General features: G+C 63.5%; 29 protein-coding genes. 9 read left to right on the forward strand and 20 right to left on the reverse strand.

The window, feature by feature from the left end; all coding sequences use genetic code 11:
• Nucleotides 1-72: 72 nt before the first annotated feature.
• From thiL to ABD704_RS11075, 5 genes are read right to left on the reverse strand one after another with little or no spacing between them, the layout of a single operon-like run.
• Nucleotides 73-1,050: a thiamine-phosphate kinase gene (gene thiL / locus ABD704_RS11055; protein WP_344699741.1), complete on the reverse strand. Its 978-nt coding sequence runs from the start codon at nucleotides 1,048-1,050 to the stop codon at nucleotides 73-75.
• 3 nt (nucleotides 1,051-1,053) lie between these two features.
• On the reverse strand, nucleotides 1,054-1,515 hold the full coding sequence (gene nusB / locus ABD704_RS11060) for a transcription antitermination factor NusB (protein WP_344699742.1): 462 nt from the start codon (nucleotides 1,513-1,515) through the stop codon (nucleotides 1,054-1,056).
• The gene (locus ABD704_RS11065; RefSeq protein ID WP_344699743.1) at nucleotides 1,512-2,426 is read right to left on the reverse strand and encodes an alpha/beta fold hydrolase; all 915 of its coding nucleotides are present in this window, start codon (nucleotides 2,424-2,426) and stop codon (nucleotides 1,512-1,514) included. The genes nusB and ABD704_RS11065 overlap by 4 nt, the downstream gene beginning before the upstream one ends.
• Complete coding sequence (locus ABD704_RS11070; protein WP_344699744.1) at nucleotides 2,423-3,328, reverse strand: pirin family protein; 906 nt, start codon at nucleotides 3,326-3,328, stop codon at nucleotides 2,423-2,425. The genes ABD704_RS11065 and ABD704_RS11070 overlap by 4 nt, the downstream gene beginning before the upstream one ends.
• Nucleotides 3,328-3,579, reverse strand: a complete 252-nt coding sequence (locus ABD704_RS11075) for a BolA family protein (protein WP_344699745.1) — start codon at nucleotides 3,577-3,579, stop codon at nucleotides 3,328-3,330. The genes ABD704_RS11070 and ABD704_RS11075 overlap by 1 nt, the downstream gene beginning before the upstream one ends.
• A 61-nt stretch (nucleotides 3,580-3,640) precedes the next feature.
• Here ABD704_RS11075 and ABD704_RS11080 point away from each other — a divergent pair, with 61 nt between their 5' ends.
• On the forward strand, nucleotides 3,641-4,210 hold the full coding sequence (locus tag ABD704_RS11080) for a DnaJ domain-containing protein (protein WP_425565429.1): 570 nt from the start codon (nucleotides 3,641-3,643) through the stop codon (nucleotides 4,208-4,210).
• Here the strand turns inward: ABD704_RS11080 and ABD704_RS11085 are convergent.
• Genes ABD704_RS11085 through ABD704_RS11120 form a run of 8 tightly spaced genes read right to left on the reverse strand, consistent with a single transcriptional unit; the run spans nucleotide 4,207 to nucleotide 9,126 of the window.
• On the reverse strand, nucleotides 4,207-4,884 hold the full coding sequence (locus ABD704_RS11085; RefSeq protein ID WP_344699747.1) for a glutathione S-transferase family protein: 678 nt from the start codon (nucleotides 4,882-4,884) through the stop codon (nucleotides 4,207-4,209). The two genes, ABD704_RS11080 and ABD704_RS11085, sit on opposite strands and share 4 nt — an antisense overlap.
• A complete protein-coding gene (locus ABD704_RS11090; RefSeq protein WP_344699748.1) occupies nucleotides 4,881-5,585 on the reverse strand; it encodes a DUF899 family protein in 705 nt (234 codons plus the stop codon). Before ABD704_RS11090 ends, ABD704_RS11085 begins: the two co-directional genes overlap by 4 nt.
• Entirely contained in the window at nucleotides 5,582-6,247 is a 666-nt protein-coding gene (locus tag ABD704_RS11095) for a dihydrofolate reductase family protein (protein WP_344699749.1), read from the reverse strand. Before ABD704_RS11095 ends, ABD704_RS11090 begins: the two co-directional genes overlap by 4 nt.
• The gene (locus ABD704_RS11100) at nucleotides 6,240-6,737 is read right to left on the reverse strand and encodes a VOC family protein (RefSeq protein ID WP_344699750.1); all 498 of its coding nucleotides are present in this window, start codon (nucleotides 6,735-6,737) and stop codon (nucleotides 6,240-6,242) included. The genes ABD704_RS11095 and ABD704_RS11100 overlap by 8 nt, the downstream gene beginning before the upstream one ends.
• A gap of 12 nt (nucleotides 6,738-6,749) precedes the next feature.
• Nucleotides 6,750-7,580, reverse strand: coding sequence for a VOC family protein (locus ABD704_RS11105; RefSeq protein WP_344699751.1), 831 nt, complete (start codon nucleotides 7,578-7,580; stop codon nucleotides 6,750-6,752).
• 21 nt (nucleotides 7,581-7,601) lie between these two features.
• Nucleotides 7,602-7,979 carry a DUF1428 domain-containing protein gene (locus ABD704_RS11110; RefSeq protein ID WP_344699752.1) on the reverse strand — a complete coding sequence of 126 codons (378 nt, stop codon included), beginning with the start codon at nucleotides 7,977-7,979 and terminating at the stop codon, nucleotides 7,602-7,604.
• Nucleotides 7,976-8,656, reverse strand: coding sequence for a glutathione S-transferase family protein (locus ABD704_RS11115; RefSeq protein ID WP_344699753.1), 681 nt, complete (start codon nucleotides 8,654-8,656; stop codon nucleotides 7,976-7,978). Before ABD704_RS11115 ends, ABD704_RS11110 begins: the two co-directional genes overlap by 4 nt.
• Nucleotides 8,657-8,679: 23 nt before the next feature.
• Entirely contained in the window at nucleotides 8,680-9,126 is a 447-nt protein-coding gene (locus ABD704_RS11120; protein ID WP_344699754.1) for a VOC family protein, read from the reverse strand.
• Between the two features lie 66 nt (nucleotides 9,127-9,192).
• Here ABD704_RS11120 and ABD704_RS11125 point away from each other — a divergent pair, with 66 nt between their 5' ends.
• Nucleotides 9,193-9,864: a winged helix-turn-helix transcriptional regulator gene (locus tag ABD704_RS11125; RefSeq protein WP_344699755.1), complete on the forward strand. Its 672-nt coding sequence runs from the start codon at nucleotides 9,193-9,195 to the stop codon at nucleotides 9,862-9,864.
• A gap of 38 nt (nucleotides 9,865-9,902) precedes the next feature.
• Entirely contained in the window at nucleotides 9,903-10,907 is a 1,005-nt protein-coding gene (cobS, locus tag ABD704_RS11130; RefSeq protein WP_344699756.1) for a cobaltochelatase subunit CobS, read from the forward strand.
• A gap of 50 nt (nucleotides 10,908-10,957) precedes the next feature.
• On the opposite strand, the gene ABD704_RS11135 is transcribed toward cobS, so the two are convergent.
• Nucleotides 10,958-13,483, reverse strand: coding sequence for a M10 family metallopeptidase C-terminal domain-containing protein (locus ABD704_RS11135; RefSeq protein ID WP_344699757.1), 2,526 nt, complete (start codon nucleotides 13,481-13,483; stop codon nucleotides 10,958-10,960).
• 290 nt (nucleotides 13,484-13,773) lie between these two features.
• Between ABD704_RS11135 and ABD704_RS11140 the strand changes: the two genes are divergently transcribed.
• Nucleotides 13,774-14,001 (forward strand): hypothetical protein, encoded by a 228-nt coding sequence (locus ABD704_RS11140; RefSeq protein WP_344699758.1) that lies wholly within the window; start codon nucleotides 13,774-13,776, stop codon nucleotides 13,999-14,001.
• Between the two features lie 57 nt (nucleotides 14,002-14,058).
• Here ABD704_RS11140 and ABD704_RS11145 read toward each other — a convergent pair whose 3' ends face one another.
• Complete coding sequence (locus ABD704_RS11145) at nucleotides 14,059-15,615, reverse strand: M10 family metallopeptidase C-terminal domain-containing protein (protein WP_344699759.1); 1,557 nt, start codon at nucleotides 15,613-15,615, stop codon at nucleotides 14,059-14,061.
• A 213-nt stretch (nucleotides 15,616-15,828) separates the two neighbouring features.
• Here ABD704_RS11145 and cobT point away from each other — a divergent pair, with 213 nt between their 5' ends.
• Nucleotides 15,829-17,643: a cobaltochelatase subunit CobT gene (cobT, locus tag ABD704_RS11150; RefSeq protein ID WP_344699760.1), complete on the forward strand. Its 1,815-nt coding sequence runs from the start codon at nucleotides 15,829-15,831 to the stop codon at nucleotides 17,641-17,643.
• 207 nt (nucleotides 17,644-17,850) lie between these two features.
• On the opposite strand, the gene rpmB is transcribed toward cobT, so the two are convergent.
• The gene (gene rpmB / locus ABD704_RS11155) at nucleotides 17,851-18,144 is read right to left on the reverse strand and encodes a 50S ribosomal protein L28 (RefSeq protein WP_344699761.1); all 294 of its coding nucleotides are present in this window, start codon (nucleotides 18,142-18,144) and stop codon (nucleotides 17,851-17,853) included.
• 191 nt (nucleotides 18,145-18,335) lie between these two features.
• On the opposite strand from rpmB, the gene ABD704_RS11160 reads away from it, so the two are divergent.
• Both ABD704_RS11160 and ABD704_RS11165 read left to right on the forward strand, forming a co-directional pair.
• Entirely contained in the window at nucleotides 18,336-18,614 is a 279-nt protein-coding gene (locus ABD704_RS11160) for a hypothetical protein (protein ID WP_344699762.1), read from the forward strand.
• Between the two features lie 38 nt (nucleotides 18,615-18,652).
• On the forward strand, nucleotides 18,653-19,105 hold the full coding sequence (locus ABD704_RS11165) for a nucleoside deaminase (RefSeq protein ID WP_344699763.1): 453 nt from the start codon (nucleotides 18,653-18,655) through the stop codon (nucleotides 19,103-19,105).
• Here ABD704_RS11165 and ABD704_RS11170 read toward each other — a convergent pair.
• Nucleotides 19,102-19,674, reverse strand: a complete 573-nt coding sequence (locus tag ABD704_RS11170; RefSeq protein ID WP_344699764.1) for an OmpA family protein — start codon at nucleotides 19,672-19,674, stop codon at nucleotides 19,102-19,104. The genes ABD704_RS11165 and ABD704_RS11170 overlap by 4 nt on opposite strands.
• Nucleotides 19,675-19,884: 210 nt before the next feature.
• Here ABD704_RS11170 and ABD704_RS11175 point away from each other — a divergent pair, with 210 nt between their 5' ends.
• A complete protein-coding gene (locus ABD704_RS11175) occupies nucleotides 19,885-21,228 on the forward strand; it encodes a hemolysin family protein (protein ID WP_344699765.1) in 1,344 nt (447 codons plus the stop codon).
• Here the strand turns inward: ABD704_RS11175 and ABD704_RS11180 are convergent.
• The 3 genes from ABD704_RS11180 to purD form a co-directional block, all read right to left on the reverse strand.
• Nucleotides 21,225-21,713 carry a hypothetical protein gene (locus ABD704_RS11180; RefSeq protein WP_344699766.1) on the reverse strand — a complete coding sequence of 163 codons (489 nt, stop codon included), beginning with the start codon at nucleotides 21,711-21,713 and terminating at the stop codon, nucleotides 21,225-21,227. The two genes, ABD704_RS11175 and ABD704_RS11180, sit on opposite strands and share 4 nt — an antisense overlap.
• A gap of 7 nt (nucleotides 21,714-21,720) precedes the next feature.
• Complete coding sequence (locus ABD704_RS11185; RefSeq protein ID WP_344699767.1) at nucleotides 21,721-22,278, reverse strand: hypothetical protein; 558 nt, start codon at nucleotides 22,276-22,278, stop codon at nucleotides 21,721-21,723.
• Nucleotides 22,279-22,345: 67 nt separating this feature from the next.
• The gene (purD, locus tag ABD704_RS11190; protein WP_344699768.1) at nucleotides 22,346-23,602 is read right to left on the reverse strand and encodes a phosphoribosylamine--glycine ligase; all 1,257 of its coding nucleotides are present in this window, start codon (nucleotides 23,600-23,602) and stop codon (nucleotides 22,346-22,348) included.
• On the opposite strand from purD, the gene xseA reads away from it, so the two are divergent.
• Entirely contained in the window at nucleotides 23,595-24,992 is a 1,398-nt protein-coding gene (xseA, locus tag ABD704_RS11195; protein ID WP_344699769.1) for an exodeoxyribonuclease VII large subunit, read from the forward strand. The genes purD and xseA overlap by 8 nt on opposite strands.
• The last annotated feature ends 1 nt before the right edge of the window (nucleotide 24,993 follow it).

Raw genomic sequence — 24,993 nt, forward strand, 5'->3', positions numbered from 1 at the left:
GCTTGCAACCGCGCCGGCTAAACGGTGGTTTAGCGGATCAGAAGCGCGAGCATCATGCCCGAAGCCAGGCCGCTAATGCCGATGAGCCACTGGCGGAGCGGATGACCCCCGATGCTGATCGTGCGAATGCTCAAAGCCCAACCTTTCCGGCAATGCGACGGGCTTTCCCTCACTGATCAGCCGCACGGTTGGCGGGCCGGACTCGAGGGTCCCGATGCGTTCGATCGTCGTGCCTTCTGGTAAAGAAAGTGTTGACGGGTCGGCATGCGGAGGCAGGGCGGCGAGCAATGCATAGTCGTCGCCGCCGGTTGCGGCGAACAGACGGGACTTCAAATCATCCCCCTGCGCTTCGATGAAAGCGGCCGAAAGCGGCAACGTATCCAGGTCGATGCGCAAGGTGCAGCGGCTTGCCTCGGCCATCCGCTTGGCGTCGAGCAACAATCCGTCCGATACGTCCATCATCGCATTGGCTTGCGGCGCAACCGCGTGGCCGGCGGTGAGGAGCGGGACCGGGCGGCGATAGATCTCGACCAGTGGGCCGCTGGCGTGACGGTCCTTGCGCAGCTGGGCAAGCCCGGCCGCTGCCTCACCGATTGTGCCGATTAGCCAGAGATGGTCCCCGGCCTTGCCGCCGGCGCGATCGGGAACGTGCTTTCCTGCCTTGCCGATGGCGGTCAGTCCAAGCACCCGCGGCGCGCCGTCAGGCAGCGCGATGGTATCGCCGCCGATCAACGGCAGCCCGTAACTTTCGCAGGCGGCCTCGATCCCGCTGAGGAAATCGACCTCCCACTTGCCGGAGCTCGTAATGGTAAGCGACAGCAGTGCGGCCATCGGGCTCGCGCCCTTCGCGGCGAGATCCGACAGATTTACCGCAACCAGCTTCCAGCCAACGCTGCCGGCCGGATCGGAACTGAGGAAGTGAACGCCCTCCGCGATGGTGTCGTGCGTGACGACCAGCCCGCCAAGAACGGCGACGTCATCGAGCAGGCCGCGCGCCTCGGGCGAGGTCGCAATCCGCCGCAGTCTGGCAATCACTTCACCTTCGCGCATGCACTACTCCGCTCGCGCCGGCCGAGCCTCCTTGGCGATGGCGTCGAGGAGACCGTTGACGAAGCCGCTCTCGCGCTTGTCGTAGAAAGCGTGCGCGACGTCGACATATTCGGAAATGACCGAGCCGACCGGTACGTCCGCGCGGGCGATTAACTCATAGGCGCCGGCGCGGAGAATGGCGCGCATCGGGCGGTCAAGACGCTCGAGGCTCCAGCCTTCGGCAAGCCGGTCGCCAATCAACTTGTCGATCTCCTCCCGACGAGCGTCGGCGCCTGCGACGATATCGTCGAAGAAGTCGCGCTCGGCCTGGTGATAGGTTTCATCCTCAATCGTCGCGCCAAGGCGATGGTCGTGAAACTCCTTGAGCAGGCGGGGCAGCGGCGTGCCCTCCATTTCCTGCTGGTAGATGGCCTGGACCGCGGCGAGGCGGGCGGCTGATCGTGACTTGGAACGAGTCTGGCTCATGCAGCGGGGGCCCTAGCCGCCACCTGCGCGGCAAGGAAGGGGCGCAGCGCCGCGGCGACCTCTTGGCCGGCTTCCCACGGCGCGAAATGGCCCGCGTCGGGCAGGCGGATGATCGTCAGGTCTTCCACCAGTGCGTCTAAGGGATCGAGCTGCAGCGGGAGAAGCGCGGTGTCTTTCATTCCCCAGATGACAAGCGTCGGCACCTTCACTTTCGGGAACGCGCGCAGGAGCAAGTCGGGCAGGGGTACGCTCACGCCTGGCGGAGGAACGACGACCTTCGACCCGCGATACCAATTGAGCATCGCGGTCAGGCCGCCGGGCTGCGACCATTCGGCGATATATTGCTGCTTCTCGGCTTCGGGCATCTTCGACAAGTCGACATGCTTGGCGAATGTCTTCTCGAAGAAGGCGGGAAAGCCCATCGCCTCGACGGCCTGCTCGAAGCCGGGCGTGCGGAAGGCGGTCATGTATTGCGAGGCGGCGCGCTGCGCCGCGTCCTCGATCAGGCTTTTCTGAAATACGACGGGGTGGGGCGCATTGATGATCGCCAACCGGGTCAGTCGGGGATCGCTGCGCAACGCCGCGCCCCAGGCGATCGCTCCGCCCCAGTCGTGGCCGACCAGCGCGAAGCTCTCGACCCCAAGCTTGTCGGCGAGCGCGAACACCTCGTCGATCAATGTCTCGGACTTGTAAGCCTCGACCTCCTGCGGCCGATCCGATCCCGCGAAACCGCGCTGGTCCGGCATGACGAGGTAGAAATCGTCCTCAAGCAGTGGCGCAATCTCGCGCCAGGTGCGGTGCGATTCCGGAAAACCGTGGAGGAATATGACGGCGGGTTTCGCTGGATCGCCGGCAAGCGCGACGTTGAGGGTCGCGCCCGTCCTCAGGCTCAGGCGCCGGAAGTCCGTCACGGATAGCTGACCGTTTTGGGCACCTCGGGGATGGGAATGAATTCTTGGTCGTCGCCGGGAATGAGCGGGAAGCGCAGCGCCTTCCAGTCGTCCTTGGCCTGGTTGATGCGATCGCGCGACGAGGAGACGAAGTTCCAGAACACATAGCGGCGGGTGGTGAAGGCCTGACCGCCCATCAGCATCAAACGGCCGCCGGCTGCGCTGGCGAGCGCCGCTTCATGGCCGGGCCGCAGGACGTAAAGCGCAAACGGATCGAGCGGCTGGCCGTCCAGTGTCACCTCGCCGCCGACTAGCATCACGGCGCGCTCGTCCGCGCCGGCCTCAATTGGGATCGACCCACCAGCGGCGAGCTCGATGTCCGCATAAAGGGTGGGCGAATGCTGCGGCGTCGCAGCAGTTGCGCCCCACAAAGTGCCCATCAGCACGCGCGCTCGTGCCGCGCCATCTTCCACGAACGGAAGGCCATCAGCGGCGACATGATCGAACGCTGGTGCGACCTCCTCGCCGCCATCGGGCAGCGCTAGCCAGGTCTGCATGCCATAGAGGCTCGGGCCTCCCGGCCGTAGGGCCTGCGGAGAGCGCTCGGAATGGACGATGCCGGTGCCCGCCGTCATCAGGTTTATCGCACCAGGCTCGATCACCTGATGCGAACCGATGCTGTCGCGATGCTCGATCGCGCCGTCGAACAAATAGGTGACCGTGGCGAGGTTGATGTGCGGGTGTGGGCGGACGTCCATGCCCTGTCCCGCCGGAAGCCGCGCCGGCCCGAACTCGTCAACGAAGATGAAGGGGCCGACCATCGTCCGCTCACGTGCAGGAAGCACCCGGTTGACCTTGAAGTCACCGAGGTCGTGGGTGACCGGCGTGATGGTCTGCAGGACGGGGCTTTCGATTGTCGCCATCATTCTTCTCCCGGCGCGGTTGCACGGATCGACAATGCGTGGACTCGGCTTTCCATCAGGTCGCCGATGGCGGCATAGATCATCCGTTGCCGCTGCACACGATTCTTGCCCGCGAAGGCCGGGCTTTCGATCTGCAAGCTGAAGTGGCTTTCCCCCGACGGATTGTAGCCGCCGTGCCCGCGATGCTGCTCGCTGTCGTCAACAAGCTGGATGGAAGCCGGCGAAATCGCCGAGTTGAGGCGTCGGAGCATTTCAGCTGCGACCGGTCCGGTTTCAGAGGCGTTCATTGCACCTATATAGTGGTGTTCAATGGTGACTAAACAATCCAGATGGCACGGGCGGGTCGAGGGGGCGCAGGCGAACTGTGCCGTCCCTGGCTGCGATGGGCCCGGCGAGTTCAAGGCCCCGCTCCAACCCGCGGATTTCGACGGACCGGGGGCGTGGCGTTTCCTGTGCCTCGATCACATCCGGGAGCACAATGCGAAGTACAACTTCTTCGATGGCATGAGTCCGGACGAAATCCACGAAGCTCAATCGCCGCTTGGCGGCTGGGAACGGCCAAGCCGCCGCTTCGCCGCAAACGGTGCGGACCCGCCGCCCAAGTGGAGCGACTTCGCCGATCCGCTCGATGCGATCACGGGCCGCTTCGGAAACATCCGCGAGCGTGCCAAGCCGTCGCGCTTCAGCAAGGACGAGCGGCGGGCGCTCGACGTGCTCGGGCTCGGCGAGGATGCTGACCGGCATGCGATCCGCCAGCGCTATTCCGGGCTCGTCCGGCGCTACCACCCCGACAAGAATGGCGGGGACAGATCGCATGAGGGCAAGCTCACCGAGGTGATCGCCGCCTATCAGCTGCTCAGGAAATTGCCCGCCTTCGCTTAATCGCGGTCGGGCGCGCCCGGCGGGAAATAGGGCCGGAAGTAGCGCGCGTCCTCGACGCATCGGCTGACTGGCGGAAGCGCCAGCAGCTCGGCGCGCAACGCCGCCAGTCGTGGGCAATCCTCGGGAATGCGCTCGACCCAATCCGCGTAGAACAGCGACGGCGCCGCTGCGCTTGTTACGATCGACACGTGCGGCGGCAGCTTGTTGTCCGTCAGCCAGCGCTCCAGCCAGGCGTAGGCCTGGCGAAGTCCTCGTTTGCCCGCCTGGATTTCCTTGCTGTCAGGCGTTTCCCTCGGTCCGGCCATCGGATTGTCGCGATCGAGGAAATAGGCGGCCACGACCCGGTTCATGTTCGCCATTACATAATTGTCGAACACGCGGTCGAGCATCCTGGCGGTGATCGCCTCGTCAGGATCCGCGGGAATCAGCGGTGCCGGGCCGGGGTGGTGCACTGCAAGATATTCGATGATGCTGGTGGCCTCGATCACCGTCCTGTCGCCATCGACGAGCACTGGGAATTTGCCTGCGGCATGCACGCGCTTGAGGAACTTGCCCTGCTCCTCATCGCCGGGGTTGAGCGACCGGAAGTCGAACGGCGTTTCATTGGCGTAGAGCGGAATCAGCGCTTTCCAAGTGTAGCTGCTGAACGGGTGGCCGTAGAGTTCCAGGCTCACGAATTGTACTCCAGCTTGGGATACCAGTCCGTGCCGCGGCCGCCGGGCGTCAGGTCGAGGATGTTCCACAGCGGCGTCGGGTCGGGCGCCATGTGCGGATCGAAGCCTGGATCGGCGGTTTCCGGTCCGCCCTCAGCGGCCCAGAACAGGCGCACCTTGTCGCCTTCGCGCTTCCATACCTGGACCATTGCCCATTCGCTGCCGTCGTCGCCGAGCCCTCGATAGTCGCGCGCGAAATCGTCGCCGACCGACTGGTAGAATTTGAGATGATCCCAGCCGCGTTCGCGCGCGAACTCGAGCTGCCGCGCCACCGGCGAGCGGCCGATGATGGCGAGCGCGACGCGCTGTTCGATATCAACCGACGGGATGTCGAGCGAACCGACAAACGAGGTGCACATCGGGCAGGGACGCTCGCGCTCCGGCCCATACATCCAGAAATAGCTGAAGAGCGTGTCGTGGTGGCCGAACAGATCGGCAAGCCGATGCTCCTTTCCGTCGGCGTCGAGGAAGCGGTATCTGTCGCTGGCCTCACCGCCGGGAGGAAGCGCGCGGCGCAATTCGGCAACCCGCAGGTTTTGACGGCGAAGCTCGATTTCCTCGGCGAGAAGCTTGGTCCGAGCGTCGCGGTATTCGTCGCTCTCGTTGGGAAAGGGCTTGCTGCTCGCCCTCGCCATCGCTGCTGCGTCACGCAACTCGCTCATGCATCCTCCCGTGCGAATTTCTCGCGCCGTTTCAATTCGGCTTCGCTGGGCTCTTTGGTGGCGAAGGAACCGATCGGCACATCGCCGCCCGGCTCGTAGGCGAGGAAGGCGACGCCCTTGTTGGAGACGAAACTTTCGACGAGCTTGAGCGCCTCGGGCATTTGCGAGCCGTTGAAGATCCCTTTTCCTTTACCGAGCACGACCGGGAAGACCATCACGACCAAGCGATCGATAAGGCCGGCCGCGAGCAGCGGAACGTAGAGCGTGCTGCTGCCCTGGATAAGCAAATCCCGTCCTTCGCTTCGCTTAAGCTCGGCAACGGCGTTGGCCGCGTCACCGGACAACTTGTGGCTGTTGTCCCAGGTCAGCGGTGCGTCCGAATGGGTCAGTACGTACTTGTTGATGCGCTGAAACTTCGCGCCGATCGGGTCGTCCTGGTCGTGCGGCCAGAAAGCGGAGAAAATGTCGTAGGTCCGCTTGCCCAGCAGCAGATCGTAATCGGCGTTGATCACCTTGCCGAACGGCTGCTCGAGGCTTTCGTCCCAGAAGTCAAACGACCAGCCGCCGAGCCGGAAACCGCCCGTCGGATCTTCCTCCGGCCCACCCGGCGCCTGCATGACGCCGTCGAGCGACTGGAAAACGGCGCCGGTGAGCTTACGCATCGGCCGGTGCCCCGGCGAGCGCGGCTTCGATCGTGGCGATGTCGATCTTCCGCATGGTCATCATCGCCTCGAGCGCGCGCTTGGCAGCCGCCTTGTCGGAACTGGTGGTGGCATCGAGAAGGACTCGTGGCGTGATCTGCCACGAATAACCCCACTTGTCCTTGCACCAGCCGCACGCGCTTTCCTGCCCGCCATTCTGCGTGATGGCGTTCCAGTAGCGGTCGGTTTCTTCCTGGTTCTCGGTAACGACCATGAAGCTGACGGATTCGTTCGGCTTGAAGTTCGGGCCGCCGTTCAAGCCCACGAATTCGCGACCAAGAAGGGTGAACTCGACTGTCAGCTCAGCGCCCTCCGAACCGCCGGGAAAGTCGCCGGGGGCGCGGTTGACCCTGCCGACCTTGGTGTCGGGAAATGTCGCTGCGTAGAATGCGGCGGCCTTGCTCGCCTCGCCGTGATCGAACCACAGGCACGTCGTCATCTTGTTCCTCATGCTTTCCTCCTCTTATTCGCCGCCGACGAGCGCAAACTCCGCGCCCTGCGGGTCGGAACCGATGACGATGTAATCGCCGGTCGGAACCTGATGGGGACCCATGTGGATGGAGCCGCCGGCCGCCTCCGCGCGCTGCTTTGCCGCCGAGATGGAAGGGACGCGGAAGTAGAAGCGCCAGTGCGGATGCTGGTTGGGGTCGGCGTTGAAAAGTGCGCCAAGACGCGTGCCGCTGTAATCCCAGAAGCGGTATTTCCCCATCGGACCCATGTCCATGAAGTCGTCGCTGTTCCAGCCGAACTGGTCGCCGTAAAACTTGCGCGCGCCGTCGACGTCGCCGGTTTGGAGTTCGTTCCAGCCGACGCGCTGTTCGGCCGTCGGTGAAAAGACGTCGCTAACCGCGTCCGGATTGTCCGCCGGTGGCGTCGGCTTCATCAGGTAGAACGGCGCACCGAATGGGTCGGCCGCCATCGCCACGCGCCCGATATTAGGAATGTCGAAAGGAGCCATCAGCGACTTGCCGCCCGCTGCTACGATCTGGTCGTGGGCCGCATCGACGTCAGTGACGCTGATGTAAGCGAGCCATGTCGGTCGGGCCCCGTGTTGCTGCATTTCGTCCGTGAGTGGCAGCACACCGCCGGCAAAGCCGCCATCGCTGCGGCCGATCATTCGATAGCCGTTGGGAAATTGGGACGCGCTCTCAACGTTCCAGCCGACAACGGTGTCGTAAAATGCCTTCGCGCCGTCAGGGTCGGTGGTCATCAGCTCGTACCAAATGAAGTCGCCTTGATCGTTTTGGGCACGCGGCGTCGCCGTCGGCGCCGGGTCGGTTCGGACGTCGGTCATTTTCGGCTCCTTCCATGTGGCTCAGGCGGGCTGAGCGACCTTCTCGAGCGTGTTGATGAGCGGATTGAAGCCGCCCCAGAACATGCGCTTGCCGTCGAACGGCATGGGCTGCGCGCCCGGCTGCATTTCGGGATCCGCCATCAATTTCTCCCACGCGGAATCGCGCGTCGTCTTGTCGGGCCAGATGATGAAGGAGAAGACGACATTCTCGTCTTCAGTTGCCTGCACTGCACGATAAAAATCAGTGGTGTGGCCATGCTCGAGCCCGTCGCCCAGCGCCTCGACGCTGCCGATCGCGCCGAGCTTGGTCGCCTTCCCGGCGAACATCTCCGCCATCTTGCGATATTCGTCTTCCTTGCCCCTCGGCAGCGGGAGAATGAAACCGTCGATGTAGCTCATGCTGCTTCTCCTTCCAGTTGCGGTTGATTGGCGGCGTAAGTTGCAAGCTGGTCGGCAAGCGCGCGCTGGAAAGCCGGACGCGCCTCGCCGCGTTTCAGATAGTCTGACAGGTTCGGGAATTCATCGACGAGTTTGGTGTGGCGAAGGAAGCGGAGTACGGTGATCATCAGCAAGTCGCCGATGGTGAAGCGGTCTTCCAGCCACGCGCTGTCGCCTAGCCATTCGGACACGCGCTTCAGTTTCAGCTTCACGAAGTCTTCCGCCCCCGGGCGGCGGAGCTTGGCCCATTCCTCACCGGCATAGAAAATATCGACAAGGAGGAGATTGAGGATCGCGGGCTCGACGCTGTTCAGCGCGCCATACGTCCACTGGATCGCGCGGAAGCGGCCTTGGTCGTCGGTCGGCAGCAGCGTTTCGGATTGCTCGCCGATGTATTGGACGATGGCGCCGCTTTCGAAAATTCGCACCTTGCCGTCGCTGAAGCAGGGGACTTGGTCGAAAGGCTGCTCGAGTAGATATTCGGGCGGTCGGTCCTGGCCGAGAAGGCGGACGCGATAACTGAGTCCGGCTTCTTCAAGTGCCCAGCGGACGCGCAGGTCGCGAACCACGCCCTGCGCGAATTCCGGGACCCAGCGAAATGCGGTGATCTCGATCGCCGCGTTCTGATCGACTGGCATTTTTTCCTCCTAACCAGACAATGTTACGCTGCGGCGGACTCATCGACCGGGTGCGCGCCCTTTTCGGCAAAGGCGGGATCCATCCACATTGGGGACCATTGGTGGCCGTCCGGATCCTCGAAATCGCGGCCATACATCGGTCCGCCCTTCGTTTGGTCTTCCTGCGAAACGTCGATCTTTCCGCCCGCCGCGCCGGCTGCATCGGTGATCTTGTCGACTTCCGCGGGACTGTCGCAGGAAATGCAAAGCAGCACCTGACTGCTGCTGTGGGCGTCCGCAATCGGCTTGCGGGTGAACGTTGCATAGAAGGGATGAGTGAGCAGCATTACCGAGATGGTGTCAGAAAGGACCATCATCGCCGCGGCGTCGTTGCTGAACTTGGGCTCGTTCCTGAAGCCGATTGCCTCGTAGAAGGCCTTGGACTTCTGAAGGTCGGTGACCGGCAGGTTCACAAAAATCATCCGCGACATCGCTGTTTCTCCTCTTTGCGACTCGATTCGCTTGCTTTTTGAGCCGCCTAGTCATAAATTGCAACCATGCAGTTAGAAAAACTAACCGAATTGCCGAAAAAGGATGGCAGGCGTTATGACGACGCGTGCGGGCTGGCACATGCGCTGGACCTACTCGGCGAGCGCTGGGCAATGTTGGTGCTGCGCGAGCTGGCCTACGGGCCGCGGCGTTTTTCTGAGCTAAAAGCCGACTTGCCGGGGATTAGCGCCAATGTGCTGACGCAGCGGCTGACGGAACTCGAGGCCAGGGGACTCGTCCGCAAGGTGAAGCTGCCGCCGCCAGCTTCGGTGCAGGTTTATGAAGCGACGAGCTGGGGCCTGGAGGCAGTGCCGGTCATCGCGTCGCTGGGCCGCTGGGCCGCGCGCAGTCCGCTGCATGACCCTACCCTGCCGATGAGCCACGTCTCGCTGCTGATGTCGCTCCAGACCTTGCTGTCGCCCGAACTCGCCAAGGGCTTTGACGCTTGCGTCGGCTTTCGGCTCGGCGAAGCTGCCTATGTCGCGACGATCAAGGAGGGCCGACTGGACGTCGACCGCCGCGACCCGGAGGGTTGCGCCGTCACTTTCGTCGGATCTCCGACCGATGTCGCCGCGGTCATCCACGGCGGCGCGCCGTTCGAAACGATCCGCATCGAAGGGGACATGGAACTCGCCCGGCGTTTCCGGACGCTCTTTCCGTTGCCCGAGAAAGTCGCTTGAACGTTGAGACGCGCGCTGCGTTCACCTAAGGCCCGCTCATGACCGACATTTCCAACGTCCAGCCCGAAAGCCGCTCCGAGACCCTGCTCGCCTCGCCCGACAAGGTGGTGAAGGTACGCGACCTGTTCGGCGTCGATTCGGACATGGAAGTACCGGCGTTCAGCGAGGCGGACGAGCGGGTTCCGGACCTCGACCCCACCTACGTCTTCGACGCGAATACGACGCTGGCGGTCTGCGCGGGCTTCGCCAAGAACCGCCGCGTGATGGTCCAGGGCTATCATGGTACGGGCAAGTCCACACATATCGAGCAAATCGCGGCCCGGCTGAACTGGCCGATGATTCGCGTAAACCTCGACGCGCATATCAGCCGTATCGATCTCGTCGGGCGGGATGCGATCGTGCTTCGCGAGGGCCAGCAGGTCACCGAATTCCGCGAAGGTCTTCTGCCGTGGGCGCTGCAGCACCCGGTCGCGCTAGTCTTTGACGAATATGATGCCGGGCGGCCGGACGTGATGTTCGTCATTCAGCGCGTGCTGGAAGCCGAGGGCAAGCTGACCCTGCTCGACCAGAACCGGGTCATCCGGCCGAACCCCTGGTTCCGGCTTTTCGCCACGACGAACACGGTTGGCCTTGGCGACACGACGGGCCTCTACCATGGCACGCAGGCGATCAATCAGGGCCAGATGGATCGCTGGAACATTGTCACCACACTCAATTACCTGCCGGCGCAGGTGGAAGCACAGATCGTGCTGGCCAAGTCGGGCGAATACGATGAGCCGGGCGGCAAGGAGATCGTCGAAAAGATGATCAAGGTTGCCGAGCTGTCGCGCCAGGGCTTCATGAACGGCGACATTTCGACCGTGATGAGCCCGCGCACGGTCATCAGCTGGGCGCAGAACGCGCATATCTTCGGCGATGTCGGCTATGCCTTTCGGGTGAGCTTCCTCAACAAGTGCGACGAGACCGAGCGGGCGCTGATCGCTGAATATTACCAGCGCGTCTTCGGCACAGACCTGCCCGAAAGCATCACTTCGAAGGCATAAAAAAAGGGCGCCGCGGCCGAAGCCGAGGCGCCCATCTTCCAGGTCGTTCCTTAGAGGAACATATAGTCAGAGTGCAGCTGCACGGCGGCCGAAGCCATCGCGCTCGCACTCGTCGCCCCGAAAATGAAGTCGCTTGCATCGACACTGCTGGTGTTCAGCAGGACGATCGCGAAGTCCGGCGATCCGCCATCCGTGTTGCCATAAACGATGGTCACCGGGCCGGTCTGCGACGCACCCGGCTGGCCGTCGATGTCGATGCCCAGCGCCTTCTCGGCGCCGTTCACGCTGTCGAACATCTTGTAGCTTAGATCGAACGCCGACTTGTTCGCGGCCGATCCGATCCAGTGGAACGAGCCAAGACCGCTGACGTCGATGAGATCATCGCCGGCCTGATCGAAGTCCGTGATGACGTCCCAGGAAAAGGTGCCGGTCTTGGCCGCTATCTTCGTGCCCTGTTCGGCCACAAAGATGTCGTTGCCGCCACCGAGTGTGACCACGTCGATGCCGTCGCCGCTGGCGATCTTGTTCACGTTGGTGTCGCCGATGATGCGGTCTTGGGATGCAGAGCCGATCACGTTTTCAATCAACGCGAGCGTATCGCTTCCCGCGCCGCCCGTTGCCGTCCCGGCGGTCAGGTTCACGGTCACGCCAGCCGTCGCGCCGGCATAGCTCGCCGTGTCGACTCCAGTGCCGCCGTTCAGGCTGTCGTTTCCGGCACCGCCGATCAGCGTATCGTTGCCGTCACGGCCCATCAACGTGTCGTTGCCACCATTGCCGGTGAGGACGTTGTTGGCAGTGTTGCCGAGCAGGACGTCATTGCCGCCGCCACCGGTAGCATTCTCGATCACGACGCCGTTGGCGATCGTGTAGCCGCCGAATACGCCGTGAGCGAACGACAAGACGCCGCCGCCCGTGGGCGAGTAATCGAGGGTAGCTGCGGTCAGATCGATCTGGGCGTCCTTCAGGCCGGTATAGACGATGGTGTCGTTTCCGCCGGTGTCCCAGATTGTCTGGTAGAAGGCATGCGGCTGATCGTCCGCGATCGTGTAGGTGTCGTTGCCGGTCGCGTTGGCGTGAACGCCGTAGCGATCTTGCAGCGCAGCGATGTCGAACGCGCTCAGCGACCCGTTCCAGCCGGCGCCGACCGTGGCGCGCGTGAACGGCTGCGTTCCGTCCGGATCCAGCGGCCAGGCGTAGTTGTACGACATCACGGTATAGACCTGCTGGTTGAGGTCGTAGATGCCGTAAGAACCCTGCGAAGCGCTAACGCCGAGCATGATGTCGGATCCGCCGCCGGTGTCGTGCGGGTGGGCGAGACCGTGCGCGTGGCCGAACTCATGCAGTACGACGGCATAGGAGAAGCCGCCCTGCTGAAGGCTCGCGTCGATCGTGAAGCCGCCGCTGTCGACGTTGAACACGCCAACCCCCTGCGAGGCGCCGAAGGCCGGGTCCTGCGGATCAAAATAAGCGCCATACTGAGTCGAGTGATCGGTCGCGAGGCGGAACGTCGCCGTGCTCGCATCTGTCGTTTGGACGTAGTGGATGCCAGTGATCGGCGTGTACGACGTGTTCAGCGCGTTCATCACCGAATTGATCTGGGTCTGGGTCCAGCCCAGCGTGACCATCGGATTGCCGTCATCGCCGGTCTGCCCGAAGTTTTCGCCGGCGGCACCGAAGTAGACTGTGGCCGTCGGCACGCCGTCGACGTCGTGCGTCGGGATGTTGTTCGCGCTCTTCCAGCGGATCGCGTCCAGCGGATCCTTGGTCGCCGGGTCAACGCCCGTAACATCGAGCGTGTAGCCGCCCTTCGCGGTACCCGCGTACGGCGTGATCTTCACGTAGTAAGTGCCGCTTGTCTGCGCGAAATAGCCGAGGCCGGTTTCAGCCGTAACGGTTGGATTGACGATGATGTTGCCGGCAGAATCGAGAAGCTGGACTCTGGCGACCGTTCCGGTCTCGCCCGCGCCGTCATAGCCACCCGAATAGCCGAAGCTGTAATACTGGCCCGCGGTCAGCTCGATCTTGTATATATCGATGTCCGAGCCGCTTGCCCTGTTGCCGAAAGTCGTTCCTGTCGTGATCGACATGGCCGTGGCGAGCGTGCCGCCAGCATCGGATTGGGTCGAATCCCACTGGTAGAGCGTGAAGCTGCCAGCGTCGCCGCCGCCGTTGAAGTCGTTCACCCATGAACCGGCCGCAAGGTAGTAAGTGCCCGAGACCGTCGGGGTGTAGCTGAGCAGCGAGGAGCGTCCAGCGCCGCCGTCATCGTCATAGGTAATCAGGCCACCGCTCGAATTAAGCAGGTAGAGGAAGGGATCCTCGATGCCGCCGGTGGCGGTCGGACGCTCAGCGAAAGAGTAGGTAACGCCCGCGGTCAGTTGGACCGCGAAGAATTGCTCGACTTCGGGAGTGCCATCCAGAGACCCACCAACCGAGCCGGCGGCGGGTCCGTCCCAAGTGGTCTTCGGCTGCGCCGAGATCGACCTGCCGGTCATGAATGAAAGGTCGTAATTCGGCGACGCTGCGGCGCCTGAGTCGTTGAATGCGAAAAAGCTGTCGAAGCCTCTGGAATACATGGCAAATGGACCCCTGTTTTACTGCGCCACCCCAGGCGCGAGGTCGGAAGACACCATGGTTAGCGAATGCTTGCAAACCTAATTCGCATAGCGTTTTAAGTTTTTTGAATTGAGCTGCCGAAATCTTGTCCCAAATCGAGACGGTCGGAGAATTTGTTGTGGATCAGACTCTTACGTACGCCGCGTCAGGGTTCGCCGGTGCGATCCTGCTGAGCGCATGCAGCGCCACGCAAACTAATGTAGCGAATTCCGAGGCCACAAAAACCGCGGCCGCAACCGAGGGGGCGAAAGTGACTGACGAGAACCTGCCGATCAATCAGCGCTTCCATTCGCTCGACGAATATCTCGCCTGGCTGCAGCAGTACGGCGCGCCCGCGGACCACGCGTGGTACAAGGAGATCGGGCCCGGCGTTTACGAACTGCAGACCGGCAATTTCCACCCGTTGGACGGCGAGGGGCAGCAACAGCGCACGTTCACCCGCGAAGAGCTCGAGAAGAAGTTTGGCTTCAAGAAATAGGCAAAAGAAAAGGGGCGCCGCTCCGCAGAGCGACGCCCCTGATCGATAAGCTCCCGCTTAGGCGTGGAACAGGATGTCGGTCGTAGCGATCGCGGCCATGCTGCTGATGTAAACGTCGTTGGCATCGTAAATGCCGTTGTGGTCGACGTCGACCTTCAGCTGGTGAGTAGCTGCATCGTAGACCGCGTAGCCCGCTGTTGCGCCAGCGATGCCCGTCAGATCGATCTTGTCCGCGCCTGTCTGGAAGTCGGCGATCGTGTCGGTCGACCCGTCCTTCACGAACACGAAGGTGTCGTTGCCGTCACCGCCGTAGAGCGTGTCATTACCGCCAAAGCCCTTGAGCACGTCATTGCCGCCCATGCCCTTCAGCACGTTGGCGACGTCGTTGCCCCACAGAAGGTCGCGCGCCGAGCCACCCGTCGCATTCTCAATCGTGGTCCCATAGGCAATCGAGAAGTTGTTGAACTCGGTGGCTTGGATACCGCTCACGCCGGTCGTCGCCGTGATGCGCGATTCAATGATCGGCAGGCGAGTCGAGACTAGGTTGTTGTAGTCGGTCGTCGTCAGTGGAGCGAGGTAATAGGGATCGCCGGCGTGCGAACCCGAGTCCACGTTCCATTGAGCGCGATCGGCATTGGTCTTCGTCAGCGTTGCAGGAGCTCCGCCGATCGAGCTGAACGACCCAGCGTGCAGGTCGACGAACTGTCCAGCCGAGAAGCCCGACAAGTCGATCGTGTCGTTGCCGCCCGCGTCATAAACCGACAGCATCGGATACGGGTTCTTGTTGAAGTCAAAGACGTCCTTGCCGGCGTTCGAATTGAACCCGTATGTCGTGTCCGTCGCGCGCGTCGTCGGATCGGCGCCGTACTTCTGCTGGATAGTATAAATGTCGTGTACCATCGGGGTCTGCGGCTGACCGGCGAGGAACACGTTCCAGGTCGTAACCAGGGCGTTCGTCTCACGGTCCGACCAGTAGGACATGATCGTGTACTGCTTGCTATCCTGCGCATATTCGGCGCCGTTGGTGTAGGTCACCGCGAAGCCGGGGCCGAAGTTGTAGGCGCCCGGGTGCGACAGGCCGAGCGTATGGCCCAGTTCGTGGATCAGCGTGGTTTCGCCATAGCCGCCGAACTTTAGCCAGCCATTGCTGCCGTTTTCATCCGGCGTGGCCGTCCACACGTCGCTGCTGAGGCGGGCGTACTGTTTACCGTAGCCAGGATAATATGCCCAGGCCTGCGCCGGCCCAGTCGTGGTGTTGGCGAGAAGGATGGTTGCTTGGTTACGCGCCCACTCGCTGGTGCTGACGTCGCCCACATTGACGAAGGTGAGCGGAACGAGGTCGTCCCACAGGCCAATGGCCGCCGTGGCGGCAGCCTTCTGCGCGTCGCTGAACGGCGTATAGCCCTTGCCCTCGCCGAAATGCGGGTTGTTGTTCAGACTGACCGCATGATTGCCTGTAAAAAAGCCGTACGTGATGACGCCGTCGGTCGGGACCGCCAGCATCGTGCCGGAATCGATATGTTGGCGAACGACATTGAGATTGCCGATCAGCTTGCCGCGATATGTATCGCCGGCATACGGATCCAGCCCGCGATTTGGGTCTCCAATTGCCATAAGTCACCCCTCGTTCTTAACTCGCGCAACGGGCGCGATCCCCATACACAGACGCAACTCGGGCGAGGCGCGCCAAGTGACCAAGCTGCAACTGCCGAATTCATGAGTCAACGATTCGCTAACCATATCAGGGATTTAAATTTTTGAACGCGGTCCGGAGCCTATCCCAAATCGGGACTTTGCGGCCCTTGGGCCTCTCGCTACAGCAAGTTCATGGCTGAGCGCATCGACCTGTTCCGCCGGGCGCTGGCAGGCGCCGCGCGCGCCATCGCCCGCGATGCCGAGCTCGATGTCGCCTTCGCGTCGGACGCCGCGCCGAGCGCCGGAAAGACGGCACGCGTGCCGTCCCCCGGCGCAAATCTCGAGCCCAAGCTCGTCGCCGAGGCACGCGGAGCGGCCGATGCTGCCGCGCTTCGTCTTCGCTATCACGATCCCAGTATCCACGCTCGCACGGCGCCGGTGGACGCAGACGCGCGGGCGGTTTTCGATTCCCTTGAGACGGCGCGTGTCGAGGCCCTGGGCGCCTGTGCAATGGGAGGTGTCCGCGATAACCTCGCCCATCTGACCGAGGCCCGCGTCCGCGCTGACGCCATCGTCCGCGCCCGCAGCGCCGAGGAAGTGCCGCTCGCGACAGCGGTCGGCCTGATTGCTCGAGAACGCCTGACCGGCGCGCCACCGCCCGCATCCGCGGCTTCGGGTCTCAAGCTCGTGTCGAACTGGATCGAAGAGCGAGCCGCTGCCGAGCTCGACGCCCTGGCGCTGACGCTCGACGACCAAGCGGCGTTCGCGAAACTCTCGCGCCGGCTGCTCGAGGATCTCGGTCTCGCGGCGGCCGAGGAGCCGCTTGAGGACGAGCCGGACGAAGCGGGTGACGACGCCGAGGGTGACGACGGCGGAGATGACGAGACCGCGGACGAAGGCGAAGAGGGGCAGCCGGGCGGCGGCGACGTCGAGATGCGCGGCGAAGAGACCGAAGACCAGTCGACCGAAGGCGACACCACGCAGGAAATGGAAGCCGGCGAGGAGGAAGCGTCAACCGGCGACGAGATGAGCGAGAGCGTCTTCGCTTCGCCGAGCCGCCGCAACTGGGACCTCTCGCCGGACACCGACTATAAGGCGTTCACGACCCGGTTCGACGAGATCGTGGAAGCCGAGGACCTGTGCGACGAAGAGGAGCTTGCGCGGCTTCGGGCGTATCTCGACCAGCAGATGGGCGGCCTCCAGAACGTCGTAAGCCGTCTCGCCAACCGCCTGCAGCGGCGGCTTCTGGCCCAGCAAACGCGCAGCTGGGACTTCGACCAGGAGGAAGGGTTGCTGGACGCCGCGCGGCTGGCCCGAGTCATCGTCAGTCCGGCTCATTCGCTAAGCTACAAGGTAGAGCGCGACACGGAATTTCGCGACACCGTCGTCTCGCTTCTGATCGACAATTCAGGATCGATGCGCGGGCGGCCGATCGCAATTGCGGCGATTTGTGCCGACATCCTTGCGCGGACGCTTGAGCGGTGCGGTGTCGCAACGGAGATACTCGGTTTCACGACCCGCGGCTGGAAAGGTGGCCAGAGCCGCGAATCGTGGCTCTCCGCTGGAAGGCCGCCGAATCCGGGGCGACTGAATGACCTTCGCCATATCCTCTACAAGAGGGCCGACGAGCCTTATCGACATGCGCGGCGGCATCTCGGGCTGATGATGCGCGAAGGCCTTCTCAAGGAGAATATCGACGGCGAGGCGCTGCTGTGGGCGCATAATCGTTTGATCGCGCGATCAGAAGAGCGGCGCATCCTGATGGTGATTTCCGACGGCGCGCCGGTCGACGATTCCACGGCGTCAGCAAATGGCGGGAGCTATCTTGAGCGCCACCTGAGGCAGGTTATCGACTGGATCGAGAAGAAGTCGCCCGTCGAGCTGATTGCCATCGGCATAGGGCACGACGTTACGCGGTACTACTCTCGCGCGGTGACGATCATGGATGCGGACCAGCTCGCAGGTGCGATGGTTGACCAGCTCGCCCAGCTTTTCGAGACCGCATAAAAAAATGGGCCCGGCGCAACTACGCACGCCGGGCCCCCCTCGTTACGCGACGCGAGGGAAATGGTCCGTCTCCGGACGAGAGCAGGAAAAGGGGGAAACCCGCTCAATGAGGGGGTGTATGGCCGATTCGCGGCCAATGGATGCTGAACGCAGGTTGCAGCCTGCGTTCAGGAAAACTCTCGTTAGTTCAGCGGGTTAGAGCAGGCCTCAAGCGGCCTGGTCAGCGACCTTCTTGGCTATCTCGCGCTTCAGGCGGCGCACCTTCGTGCTGAGCTTTTCGTCGCTGGTCTTGAGGACCCAATTGTCCAGACCGCCGACATGCTCGACGGAACGTAGGCCGTGCGTCGAAACACGCAGCTTTACGCTCTGCCCAAGGGCGTCGGAGATGAGCGTCACGTTCTGCAGGTTCGGCAGGAACGTGCGCTTGGTCTTGTTGTTGGCGTGGGAAACGTTGTTACCCACCTGCCGGCCCTTGCCGGTCAGCTCGCAAACGCGCGACATGGTCTAAATCCTGATTTTGGACGAGCCTGTGAAAGGCCCGAAGAGCGCCGCCCGTTAGCGGCTTGGGACTTGCTCGTCAACGTTGAGCCTGATTGATACAACAGCAACCGGTCCCTGTTCCTTGCGTTATTGGACGACGAAACGGCTGTTGAGTCCGGCGACAGTTATTTGAACAGGGAAGCGAAAACGACATGCGCGCACTGGTCCTAATCCTGATTATCGCCGTGGTGGCGGTCCTAGCGGCCGTTGGCAGTGGCTACGTGAACATCAGCCAGGTGCGCCCGGCCAAGGCGCCGGAACTTTCCGCCTCAGGTAATGGCGTGACTGCCAAGGGCGGCGAAGCGCCGGCCTTCAAGGTCCAGACGGGATCGGTGAAAGTCGGCACGAAGGAGACGACGGTGAAAGTTCCCTCGCTGCAGATCCAGACACCGGGCAACCAGGCCGCGCCGGCTACCACCAACGCCCAGTGATGTGACTTGCGGCACCGCCTGAGCTAGCGGCGCCGGCGATGAGCTTTCCATTGCCCTTGCCGATGCGCCGCGCGCTCGACCTCGCTGCCGAAGCGGCAAGGGACGGCGAGGTGCCGGTAGGCGCTGTGGTCACGCTTGGCGACGACGTCGTCGCAGAGACACGCAATGCAATGCGATCGTCGCACGATCCGACGGCGCACGCCGAGATGGAAGCGATCCGCGCGGCGGCGGCGAAGCTCGGCACCTCCCGGCTGGACGAGTGCACTTTGTGGGTGACGCTGGAGCCTTGTGCGATGTGCGCCGCCGCCATCTCGGTTGCCCGAATCAAGTTCCTGCGTTTCGGTGCCGAGGACCCAAAGGGCGGCGGCGTGGTCCACGGTCCGCGAATCTTCACGCAGCCGACCTGTCACCACCGACCCGACGTGCTCGGGGGGATCGGCGAGGAAGAAGCGGCCGAACAGCTCCGGCGTTTCTTCGGCAAGCGACGCTAGCCTGTGTAGGGCACCAGCCGGATTTCGATTCGGCGGTTCGCTGCTTTCTCGGCCTCTGTCGTCTCCGGATTGTAGAGCGGGACGCTCTCGCCAAGACCATGCGAGGCGATGCGCGCCTTCGACACCCCATGGCCCGAAAGATAAGTCGCGACCGCCGCGGCGCGCTTCTGCGAGAGGGCGAGGTTGCCTTGCGGCGTGCCCGACGTGTCGGTGTGCGCGAGCACGTCGACGAAAGTCTGGTTCCGGGTCTTCACCGTCCTTGCGATCTCCAGGAGCGTGGCGTCGGTCTGCGCCTTCACCGCGGCGCTGCCGGCATCGAAGGTGAAGGTCGCCGGAATGCGGATGACGATGCTGCTGCCGAGGTTCAGGACGTCGAGGCCAATACCTGCCGTCTGCTGGCGTAGCTCCCGATCGAGGTCGGCCATATAGGCCGATGCCGCGACCTGGCTGAGAGGACGAATCTTCGCCGCCTTCATTTTCGCGGCACGCGCGCGATGACCGCTGATCACGTCACCAGACAAATAGGGTGCCGAAACGCCGAGCGGGACGAAGGCCGCCGGCCTCGCCATGGGCGGCGGGGCGGATTGGCAGCCCGCGAGAGCCATCATCGAACAACCGAATGTTACGGCTGGCAGAATGCGGCGAATGTGCATGGGTAAATCGCTCCGAGCGGGCTGGATGGCCGATGAAACCGGTGCATAGGCTCGATGGTTCCGCGAATGAACCGAGCGAATGCTTGTGAATGACGGCCGCCCAAGGTTACACTCATCTTTACGCCTATGAGCGACACTTTAGATCCCATTCCCTGGTTCGACGTCCTCCTCATCCTCGCGCTGATCTGCTTGAACGGCGTGTTGGCGATGAGTGAGCTTGCGATCGTTTCCTCCCGCGAGGCGCGCCTGAAGGCGATGGCCAAGAGCGGAAGCACGGGTGCGCAGTGCGCACTCGACCTCGCGTCGGAGCCGGGCCGTTTCCTGTCCACCGTGCAGAGTGGCATCACGTTGATCGGCGTGCTTGCCGGCGCCTTCTCGGGGGCGACGCTCGGCGAGCCGACGGCGCAGCGGCTGCAGCTTCTGGGGGTGCCGGAGAGTACTGCGCATACGGCGGGATTCGGCCTCGTCATCGTGCTGACCACTTACGTCTCACTTGTGATTGGTGAGATTGTGCCGAAGACGATTGCGCTTCGATCACCCGAGCCGATTGCAGCCGTCATGTCGTGGCCGATGCGCTGGCTGTCGAAAATCACGGCACCGTTCGTCTGGTTGCTCGAGCATTCGAGTTCGCTGATCCTCAGAATGTTCGGATTCGACAGGGAATCGAAGAACCAGGTTACGGCGGAGGAACTCCATCTGGTCGTCGCCGAGGCGCAGACTGCCGGCGTCCTCGAGGAGGACGAGCGAGCGATGATCTCCGGCATCGTTCGGCTCGCCGACCGCCCCGTGCGAGAAGTGATGACGCCGCGCATGGAGATCGACTGGGTCGACGTGGGCGCGAGCGCGGAGGAAATTCGGCAGGAACTGCTCGACAATCCGCACAGCCGGATTCCGGTTGCCGATGGATCGATCGAGAATATCGTCGGCGTCATCCAGACCCGCGACGTCCTTCAGGCCGTCATTCGTGGGGAGCCGCTCGATCTCAAGCGCCTGTGCCGCACGGCGCCGGTCATTCCGGATTTGATGGATGCGATGGATGCGCTGGCGGTGCTGCGCGCAGCCGATGTCCCGCTCGCCCTGGTTCACGACGAATATGGCCACCTCGATGGCATCGTGACGCCGGGCAGCATCCTGGCCGCGCTGGCGGGGACCTTTGCTCACGACGTCGAGCAGGGCGAAGAACCGCCACTGATCGAGCGCGATGACGGAACCTGGCTGGTGTCGGGTGCGGCAAGCGCCGACCTGCTCGTCGACCGGCTTGGCCTAAACCTGCCCGCAGAGCGTGACTACTCAACAGTCGCGGGCTTCGCGCTGTCCGTGCTCAAGCATTTGCCGGAGACAGGCGAAATCTTTCGGCACGACGGCTGGTCGTTCGAAGTCGTCGACATGGACGGCCGCAAGATCGACAAGCTGATCGCCTCGCGTCCGCGCCGGCGCCAAGCGCCTGCAGAAGCCGAGGCAGTTGGCTAGAGTTTTCCGAACCTCTGCTCGAACCCGTCGATATCGTTGCGGGCGAGATAATGGGCCTGCTCGACGATCCGGTCCCGAGTCAGGCGACCGCGGAATGGTCCGAGCTGTTCGTCGAGACGCTCGATTTCGGTCGGGGTGAGGCCCGCGATCTGTTCGTAGCGATGGAAGCCGAGAGCGTGCAGCGCATCCTCAAATTTCGGACCGACGCCCTTGAGCCGGCAGAGGTCTTCGCCCTCCTTGCCGGCGCCGTCGAGCGCGCGATGGACCGGCGCCTTCAGCAGCTCGCCGGCAACGTCGGTTGCGGCAGCGGCATGTTCGCCGGCGACGCCACGGCCTTCAGGTGGCGCAGCAGAATAAGTCATATGCGGTCGAACCGGTGCGCTGTCCGTCAGCTTTACCCGCTGGCGCGGACGAAGGATGATGAAAACGAGCGCAAGTCCGACAAGGACCGCGAGAACCCACCAATATTCGCGAATTAGATCCATTCTTCGATCACCAATTCCACTGCGCGTTGTACCGACGGTGAAGCTCGACCAGATAGGCGAGCAACAACCCGAAAAGGAAGCCCAGGAGGGACGCGATGGCCGCTTCCGCAATCAGCGGAAGGCCTGCGCCGCCGTCCGACCAACCAACCGAGCGAACGCCCGGAACGGTGTTGATGATCCCGACCAGCTGACCACGCTGGAATTCGTCGGCTTGGCCGGAGAGGCGAACATGGCGGGTCAGGGGTCCGTGATGGAGCTGCCCGCTAACCTGCGGCATTTCCCACGAGGTGAGGGACAGGCGGATATTGCTTTGGACCTGCGCCACAAAGCGGTCGGCCGCCCCGAGCGGGCCGTGCCAAATTGCGGCGGCCGCGATCGATACGCCAGCACCAATGACGAGAGCAGTCAGGCGCTTCCTCTTATATCCGGCGAGAAGTGTCGGATCGCCGGCCATATCCTCCTTTGATTTCCCCTTCGGGAACGGGAAAGCGCGCAAGCCTGAGAGCAGTCCGATCACCAGGCCGACGGCGAGTAGTGGACAGAAATAGTCCCAGAAGGTGTTCATCGGTTCGTGCAATCCTGCATGGCGTCCCTCAACAGCAAAGCACGCAGGCCGACAAGTCCAGCGGCGTTCACGAGGCGCGTTCAAGCTCTCGCCAGCCGATGTCGCGGCGATAGAAGCCATCGCTGAAATCGATCTGGTCGACCGCGCGGTAGGCACGGGCACGAGCGTTGGCGAAGCTGTCAGCGACAGCGGTGACGGCAAGTACTCGGCCACCTTTTGCGACGAGGCCATCGTCGCCGATCGCGGTGCCGGCATGGAAGACGGTGACGCCCTCGACCTGCTCGGCGGCTTCGATCGCGCGGATCGCACCTCCGCTTGCGGGTGTGCCGGGGTAACCGCGCGCGGCGACAATGACGGTCATTGAATGCTTGGGCGAGAGCGTTGGGCAGTCGATTTCCGAGAGCTTGCCGGTCGCGACTGCCTTCAGTAGCTCGGCGAAGTCGCCTTCGATGAGCGGCATGATCGCCTCGCACTCCGGGTCGCCGAAGCGGACATTATACTCGATTAGCTTCGGCCCCTCGGAAGTCAGCATGAGGCCTGCATAGAGCACACCGCTGAAAGGTGTGCCGGCCATTGCGAGAGCTTGGGCCGTCGGCCGCACGATCTCGTCCATCGCACGGGTTTGAAGAGCGGCGGTGAGCACCGGTGCCGGCGCGTAAGCGCCCATGCCGCCGGTGTTCGGACCGGTGTCGCCCTCGCCGACGCGCTTGTGGTCCTGCGCCGACGCCAGCGGAACCGCGGTTTCGCCGTCAACCAGAGCGAACAGGCTCGCCTCTTCGCCGTCGAGGAATTCTTCGATCACCAGTGGACCGTCGTCAGCCGCGCGGATCGCGTCCTCGGCTTCCTCGCGAGTCATCGCCACAGTGACGCCCTTGCCCGCCGCGAGACCGTCCGCCTTCACTACGACTGGCAAGCCAAACCCCTCCAGCGCGGCAAGACCGTCGTCCATCCGTTCGACGCGGATGTAGCCGGCGGTGGGAATGCCGTTCTCGCGGCACAGGTCCTTGGTGAAGCCCTTCGACCCCTCGAGCTGCGCCGCAGCGGCGCTCGGCCCGAAGACGGCGAAGCCGGCGTCGCGCAATGCATCGGACACGCCGGCCACCAACGGCGCCTCCGGTCCGACAACGACAAGATCGATCCCGTTGGACTGCGCGAGCTCCACGACTGCAGCCCGATCGCAGGGGTCTGCCGCGACGCATTCCGCCCATCGAGCAATGCCCGGATTGCCCGGCGCAGCGAGCAGTCGACCGCAGCTCGGCGATTGCCTAAGCCGCCACGCGAGCGCATCTTCGCGTCCGCCCGACCCCAACAGCAGAATGTCCATGGATCTCCCTGACGAAACGCGCGCTGGCCTGTTAGCGAACGTCGCCCCCGGCGACAATTCGCCGCCGCTGTCCGTCAGTGAGCTTTCGGGCGCGCTCAAGCGGACGATCGAGAATGCGTTCGGGCAAGTGCGCGTGCGCGGCGAAATCTCCGGCTTCAAGCGCCACGCGTCCGGCCACTGCTACTTCACGCTGAAGGACGAGAACGCCTGCATCGACGCCGTGATCTGGCGCGGCAATGCGCAGGGCCTCGCCTTCCGGCCTGAAGACGGTGCGGAGGTCATCGCGACTGGCAAGCTGACCACCTATCCGGGCCGCTCGAAATATCAGATCGTCATCGAACGGATGGAGCTTGCGGGAGAGGGCGCTTTGCTTGCCCTGCTCGACCGCCGTCGAAAGGCGCTGGCCGCGGAAGGCCTGTTCGCCGCCGAGCGAAAGCGCAAGCTGCCGTTCCTGCCGCAGGTGATCGGTGTGGTAACTTCGCCCACCGGCGCAGTCATTCGTGACATCCTCCACAGGCTTGAAGATCGTTGTCCGACCCGCGTAATTCTTTGGCCGGTTGCCGTGCAAGGAGAGGGCGCTGCGTCGCGCATCGCAGAGGCGATTCGCGGCTTCCCCCTGTTGGAGCCGAGGCCCGACCTTTTGATCGTCGCACGCGGCGGCGGGTCGATCGAGGACCTGTGGGCATTCAACGAGGAAGAGGTCGTGCGCGCCGCCTCCGAATCGCCGATCCCGCTCATCTCGGCGGTAGGGCATGAGACGGACACCACCCTGATCGATTTTGCGTCTGACCTCCGCGCGCCGACGCCGACGGCGGCGGCGGAGATCGCCGTGCCCGTCCGCGCCGAGCTTTACGCCCAGCTAAGCGAACTCCAGCACCGCGCGCAGCACTGCCTGTCGCGCCGGGTCGAACGTGGCCGCGAGCGCTTCGAACTTACGGTTTGCCGCTGGCCCGAGCCGGCAACGATCTTTGCGCCCGTGGTCCAACGTGTCGATGAACTCGGTGATCGCCTGCCGCGATCGCTGGCAGCGCGCGCAGCAAGCGCACGCGGCGATTTCAACCTCGTCGCCGGCCGGCTTCGCCGCGATCTCATCGATACGCGCATCGAGCGCCTGTCGGAGAAGTTGACGGCCGCCTGGAAGATGGCGGAGCTCGTCCATCCCGAACGGCCGTTGTCCAAGGGTTATGTTCGCGTCACCAGTCGCGACGGCCGGACGCTCACGCGCGCAAGCGACGCGCGCACGGAGAATCGGCTGACGCTGCACTTCGGCGATGGGAATGTCGACGCGGCCGTCGATGCCGAACCCAGGGCGCCGGTGCAGGTTGAGAGAAAGGCGCGGCGCCCCTACATCGCGCCTCAGCCCGGCCTTTTCGACACGCCGGAGGAGTGAG

The organism is Sphingomonas limnosediminicola, assembly GCF_039537965.1.
In the GTDB taxonomy this organism is placed as follows: domain Bacteria; phylum Pseudomonadota; class Alphaproteobacteria; order Sphingomonadales; family Sphingomonadaceae; genus Sphingomicrobium; species Sphingomicrobium limnosediminicola.